Below are 5,349 nucleotides of genomic sequence, written 5' to 3'. Positions count from 1 at the left end.
GCGCTACGTCGACCTGATCGTCACCGAGGAAGCGCGCCGCACCTTCATGCTGCGCTCCAAGATCATCGGCTACATCCGCAAGTGGCTGGAAGCCGAGCCGTACCGCTTCATGGAAGTGGAAACGCCGATGATGCACATCATTCCCGGCGGTGCCGTGGCGCGTCCGTTCGTTACCCACCACAACGCGCTGGATATCGATCTGTACCTGCGCGTGGCGCCGGAGCTTTTTCTGAAGCGCCTGGTGGTTGGCGGCTTCGATCGCGTCTACGAGATCAACCGCAACTTCCGCAACGAGGGCGTGTCCACGCGACACAACCCCGAGTTCACCATGCTGGAGCTGTACCAGGCCTACGCCACCTATCACGAGATCATGGATCTCACCGAGTCGATGATCCGCGACACGGCGAAGCATGTGCTGGGCACCACCAAGCTCGAATGGGAAGGGGCGGAAATCGACGTCGGCCCCGCGTTCCGTCGTTGGCGCATGGAAGACGCCGTGCTGGAACTCAACCCCGAGATCAAGCGCGAGGAACTGCGCAATCGCGACGCCATGGCCGCGCACGCCAAGCGTCTGGGCGTGCAGGTCAAGCCGGGTTATGGCTGGGGCAAGCTGCTGTTGGAAATTTTCGAGAAGACGGTGGAGCACACCCTGGTGCAACCCACCTTCATCATCGACCACCCGGTGGAAGTCTCGCCGCTGGCGCGCGAGAACGACGTCGACAAGGGCATTACCGATCGCTTCGAGCTCTTCATCAACGGCAAGGAGCTGGCCAACGGCTTCTCCGAATTGAACGATCCGGAAGACCAGGCCGCGCGTTTCCAGGCGCAGGTAGATGCGAAGGAATCGGGCGACGACGAAGCGATGCATTTCGATGCCGATTACATCCGCGCGCTGGAAGTGGGCTTGCCACCGAGCGGCGGGCTTGGCGTAGGTATCGATCGCCTGGTGATGTTGTTCACCAATTCGTCGTCGATCCGTGATGTGTTGTTGTTCCCCTACATGCGGCCCGAAGCGTAATCCGCTTTACGCCCTCTCCCCTCCGGGGAGAGGGCTGGGGGAGGGGCCAACCTTGCGAAAAACCCACGTAGGTTGGGGTGCAAACCCCAACATCGCGACGCATGGAGATGGCCATGTTGGGGTTTGCACCCCAACCTACTAGAACTCCAACTCCTGCGCGGCGCACAGGTAATCGATCATCGGCGCCAGCCGCTTGTAGCTGGCCAGCATGAACGGCAACAACTCCGCCGAACACGCCAGCGCTTCATCGAACGGTTCACCTGCCGCAAAATCCTTGCGCTTCAAATCCTCGATCAATTCATGCCCAGGATCGAAGCCGCGTGGTGGGCGCACGAGCGACTCGCCCCAGAACGTAAAGTGCTCCTTGAACGCCTTGCTGTGCACCGCACGCTTCCATGCGGCAGGGTTGTCGGCAAGAAACGCGCGGATATGCTTCAACGCATCCGGCTCCGGATGCCACATGCCACCACCGATAAAGCAATCGCCCGGCTGGATGTGCAGGTAGAACGAAGGCGCCGGAATCTCATGCCGCCGCTCATGAAAAAAGCGCGCACTGGCCCAGGGCTTGTAAGGTTCCTTGTCGTTGGAGAAGCGCGTATCGCGATAGATGCGAAACAGCGAGCCGCCCATCTTGCGCGGATCGGCGCGGAAATGCGCGCTGATCTTGGCCAGCGGCGCCTGCATGTCGGCGATCAGTTCCAGGAATGGATCGCGTACGTCGCGCTCGTATTCGGCCTTGTGCTTCTGGAACCACTCGCGGTTGTTGTTGCGGGCGAGGCTTTTAAGGAAGCGGAAGGTGGCAGAGGAAAAGTAGGCGCGGGGCATGGCAGTTCAAGTTGGATAGAAAATTTACATGATGGTGACATACATCGCGGAGTCCGACTCCCTCCCCTACGTGCAGTAGGGAGGGCTGGGGTGGGGTGAGGCAACCTCGCGGTGAACTCAACCAACGCCGCAAGCCCGTACAACCCCACCCCGGCCCTCCCCTGCAAGCAGGGGAGGGAGTGACACTCGGCAATTATGCGAATACAACGCCAGCCTCAGCAGCGAGTTGCTCACCCCAGGCTTGCAGTTGATCGAGTAATGCACGTTTGTCGCCCGCTAGCGGATCATTTCGCAACAAGTTCAGCTTCGCAAAGTAATCCGGCAGAGTAAGCGTGGTGAGCGGCGTCGCACGCGTCAACCGCTGAACGCGAAACATCTCCCATCGCTCGCGTTCCTCCGGCGTCAATGTTTCCGGCCAATTGCGCGCGCGATAGCGGAACAGCAATTGGGCATAGCGTGCATCGCGGAAATTAAAGTTGCGCGAGCCCAGTTGAGCGGGAGGTGTTGCGCGAACTTCGCGCAGCAGGCGTTTGTCCGAATCCGGCAAAAACCCGCCATACAGGGCCAACTCCGGATCGTCCGCCGGCGGCAGTTCGGCGGCGCGCTGGAAAATGCGACGCAGCTTGTCGCCAAGATCCGTCGCCGCGCGCAACGTGTCGGCATGCGCAAGGCAGCGGTCCATATCCAGTTGCAGCCGTTGCAGGTCCACCCCTTTCAACACGGAAAGCGGTGCCAGCGCGGGCGAACGGTTTGCATGCACGGTGCGCAAGGGAATGCGCTCCACGCCTTCAGGCAGATCGGCGCGTGCGGTAAAGATACGGTCGACAATGTCTTCGACATCCAGCGCCAAAAGATCGCAAGGATCCTGCGCAAGGTCATAGACGATGATTTCACCGGGCCGCGCCGGATGCACCGCAAGCGGCACGATGATCGCCAGGCAGCAACGGCTGGCCGGGTAGCGTGACGATACGTGCACCAGCGGCGTCATGGCGGTGATGTCGAGCAATTCGAACACGCGCTGCTTGCGGCGCAAGCCGTAGTGCCAATCCCACAGCCGTGGTTGGCGTACACGGATCAGGCGCGCCAGGTCGATCAGCGCCTCCACGTCCGAAAGCGCATCGTGCGCGCGTGACTGATGCAGATGATTGGCGGTGGCCAGATGCTCCAGTTTGAAGCTCGGCGTGCCGTCTTCATGCGTCGGCCATACGATGCCTTCGGGACGCAGCGCCGCGCACATGCGCACCAGGTCGATCAGGTCCCAGCGCGAATTGCCGTTCTCCCATTCGCGCGCATACGGCTCGAAGAAATTCCGATACAACAGCTGGCGCGTGAATTCGTCATCGAAGCGCAAAGAGTTGTAGCCCACGCCGCAGGTGCCCGGCGCGGCCAGCTGCTCATGCACGCGCGCGGCGAAATCCGCTTCGATCAACCCTTCACGCTCGGCCTGCTGCGGCGTGATGCCGGTGATCAGGCAGGACTCCGGCGAGGGCGGCATGTCGTGCGGCGGCTTGGCGAAGAACATCACCGGCTCGTCGACGATCTCCAGCTCCAGGTTGGTGCGGATGCCGGCGAACTGGATCGGGCGGTCCCGGCGCGAATCGGTGCCGAAGGTTTCGTAGTCGTGCCAGAGGAGGGTATGCATGGGGGGATTTTAAGTGAACCGTTAATCGGGAATCGTAAATCGCAAATCGCAAGGGCGGGCCGCCTGCACCGGCAGGTGGCGGCTCTTCGCTATTCCCGATTGAGGAGTCCCGCCCATAACCATTTGGCGCCCCATCCGCCCCCGGCTAAACTGCCCATTCAGGAGGGCGCATGAGCCAAGCGAACGAAGACAACCTCATCTGGATCGATCTGGAAATGACCGGCCTGGATACCGACAACGATTCGATTCTCGAAATCGCCACCATTGTCACCGACAAAGACCTGACCATCCTGGCCGAAGGTCCGGTGTTCGCGATCCGTCACAGCCTGGATCGCCTGGAGTCGATGGACAGCTGGAATCGCAATCAGCACCGCCGCTCCGGCCTGTGGGACCAAGTGGTGGCCTCTGACGTCACACATGCGGTGGCCGAGCAGGCCACGCTGGAATTCCTCAAGCAGTGGCTGCTGCCGGGCAAGTCGCCCATGTGCGGCAATTCCATCTGCCAGGATCGCCGCTTCATGCATCGGCAGATGCCGCAGCTGGAGCGTTTTTTCCACTACCGCAATCTCGACGTGTCCACCCTGAAAGAACTGGCGCGCCGCTGGGCGCCGACGATCGGCCGCGGCTTCGCCAAGGAATCGGCGCACACCGCGCTCTCGGACATCCGCGATTCCATCGACGAACTGCGCTACTACCGCCAGTTCATGGGCACGCTGGGCGGGGCGGAGCAAAGCGCATGATCGATGCGATGTTCGCTACCGTGCTCGACTGCAACGGCCGTCCGTTGACGCTCGATCGTCCGCGCGTGGTGGGCATCCTCAACGTCACCCCCGATTCGTTCTCCGATGGCGGCCAGTTCGCCAGCATGGAAGCGGCCGTCGCGCATGGCCTGCGGCTGGCCGAAGAGGGCGCGGACATGCTTGACGTGGGCGGCGAATCCACCCGGCCTGGCGCCGCGGATGTCGCTGTCGAAGACGAACTTGCGCGCGTGATTCCCGTAATCGAACAACTGGTGGCGCGCACGACCTTGCCGATCGCCATCGACACCTCCAAGCCGGAAGTGATGCGCGCCGCCGTGGCCGCCGGCGCCGGCATGATCAACGACGTGTACGCCCTGCGCCGCGAAGGCGCCATGGACGCCGCGGCGCAACTGCGCGTGCCGATCTGCCTGGTGCATATGCAGGGCGAGCCGCGCAGCATGCAGGATGAGCCGCACTACGAAGATGTCGTGGGCGAAGTGCATCGCTTCCTGATGGACCGGCTGTTTTCATGCGAAATGGCCGGCATCGATCGGCGCAACGTGCTGGTCGATCCCGGCTTCGGCTTCGGCAAGACGCTGGAGCACAACCTGGCCTTGCTGCGCAAACTGGAACGCTTCGCGGACCTTGGCAGCGGCGTCTACGCCGGCTTGTCGCGCAAGGCCATGATCGGCACGCTCACTGGCCGCCAGGAGCCGGCCGAACGCGCCGCGGGTTCCGTCGCTGCCGCGCTGATCGCCGTGCAACGCGGCGCGCGCATGGTGCGCGTGCATGATGTGGCGCCGACGGTAGATGCATTGAAGGTGTGGCACGCCGTGCAGGCGGGCGATAAGCCAGAGCGGCACGACAAGCCCAAGCTGCCGGTGTGGCCGGATGATGAGTAGATCTTGCTCCCTCCCCTACGTGCAGTAGGGGAGGGCTGGGGTGGGGTGAAGCAACCTCGCGCAATACCTCAACTGTGAGGCATGTACTGGTCAAGTGTTTTCGGACACGTCGATAGGGGAATCTAGGTGTGGCAGCGCTCGAAGTCGTTGGGTGAGCGGTAGCCGAGGGTGGAGTGAAGGCGGTTGGCGTTGTAGAAGTTGACGATGTAGTCAGTAATGTCT

At 62.2% G+C, this 5,349-nt stretch carries 6 protein-coding genes; 3 read left to right on the top strand and 3 right to left on the bottom strand.

Translation table 11 applies throughout. From position 1 onward, the window contains the following. Nucleotides 1–1,018, top strand: a 1,018-nt coding sequence (lysS, locus tag ACTHNE_RS08465; protein ID WP_440269017.1) for a lysine--tRNA ligase, incomplete at its 5' end; no start/stop codon positions are given. 138 nt (nt 1,019–1,156) lie between these two features. Here the strand turns inward: lysS and ACTHNE_RS08460 are convergent. After that, nucleotides 1,157–1,843 (bottom strand): DUF2461 domain-containing protein, encoded by a 687-nt coding sequence (locus tag ACTHNE_RS08460; RefSeq protein ID WP_440269016.1) that lies wholly within the window; start codon nt 1,841–1,843, stop codon nt 1,157–1,159. A 193-nt stretch (nt 1,844–2,036) separates the two neighbouring features. Continuing rightward, the gene (gene sbcB / locus ACTHNE_RS08455) at nt 2,037–3,485 is read right to left on the bottom strand and encodes an exodeoxyribonuclease I (protein ID WP_440269015.1); all 1,449 of its coding nucleotides are present in this window, start codon (nt 3,483–3,485) and stop codon (nt 2,037–2,039) included. A 170-nt stretch (nt 3,486–3,655) separates the two neighbouring features. Between sbcB and orn the strand changes: the two genes are divergently transcribed. After that, nucleotides 3,656–4,225 (top strand): oligoribonuclease, encoded by a 570-nt coding sequence (orn, locus tag ACTHNE_RS08450; RefSeq protein ID WP_440269014.1) that lies wholly within the window; start codon nt 3,656–3,658, stop codon nt 4,223–4,225. Further along, nucleotides 4,222–5,127 carry a dihydropteroate synthase gene (folP, locus tag ACTHNE_RS08445; RefSeq protein WP_440269013.1) on the top strand — a complete coding sequence of 302 codons (906 nt, stop codon included), beginning with the start codon at nt 4,222–4,224 and terminating at the stop codon, nt 5,125–5,127. Before orn ends, folP begins: the two co-directional genes overlap by 4 nt. 122 nt (nt 5,128–5,249) lie before the next feature. On the opposite strand, the gene ACTHNE_RS08440 is transcribed toward folP, so the two are convergent. Next, nucleotides 5,250–5,349 (bottom strand): IS3 family transposase (locus tag ACTHNE_RS08440; RefSeq protein ID WP_324942441.1); only part of this gene is annotated, 100 nt, incomplete at its 5' end.

The organism is Dyella sp. (assembly GCF_051954575.1).
In the GTDB taxonomy this organism is placed as follows: Bacteria; Pseudomonadota; Gammaproteobacteria; order Xanthomonadales; family Rhodanobacteraceae; genus Dyella_B.
The sequence above is the reverse complement of the archived record's forward strand: the minus strand, read 5'-3'. Positions and strand labels throughout refer to the sequence as shown.

Coding starts and splice junctions, on each gene's coding strand:
- ACTHNE_RS08460 (WP_440269016.1), bottom strand. CDS start 1,843: ATGCCCCGCGCCTACTTTTCCTCTGCCACCTTCCGCTTCCTTAAAAGC.
- sbcB (WP_440269015.1), bottom strand. CDS start 3,485: ATGCATACCCTCCTCTGGCACGACTACGAAACCTTCGGCACCGATTCG.
- orn (WP_440269014.1), top strand. CDS start 3,656: ATGAGCCAAGCGAACGAAGACAACCTCATCTGGATCGATCTGGAAATG.
- folP (WP_440269013.1), top strand. CDS start 4,222: ATGATCGATGCGATGTTCGCTACCGTGCTCGACTGCAACGGCCGTCCG.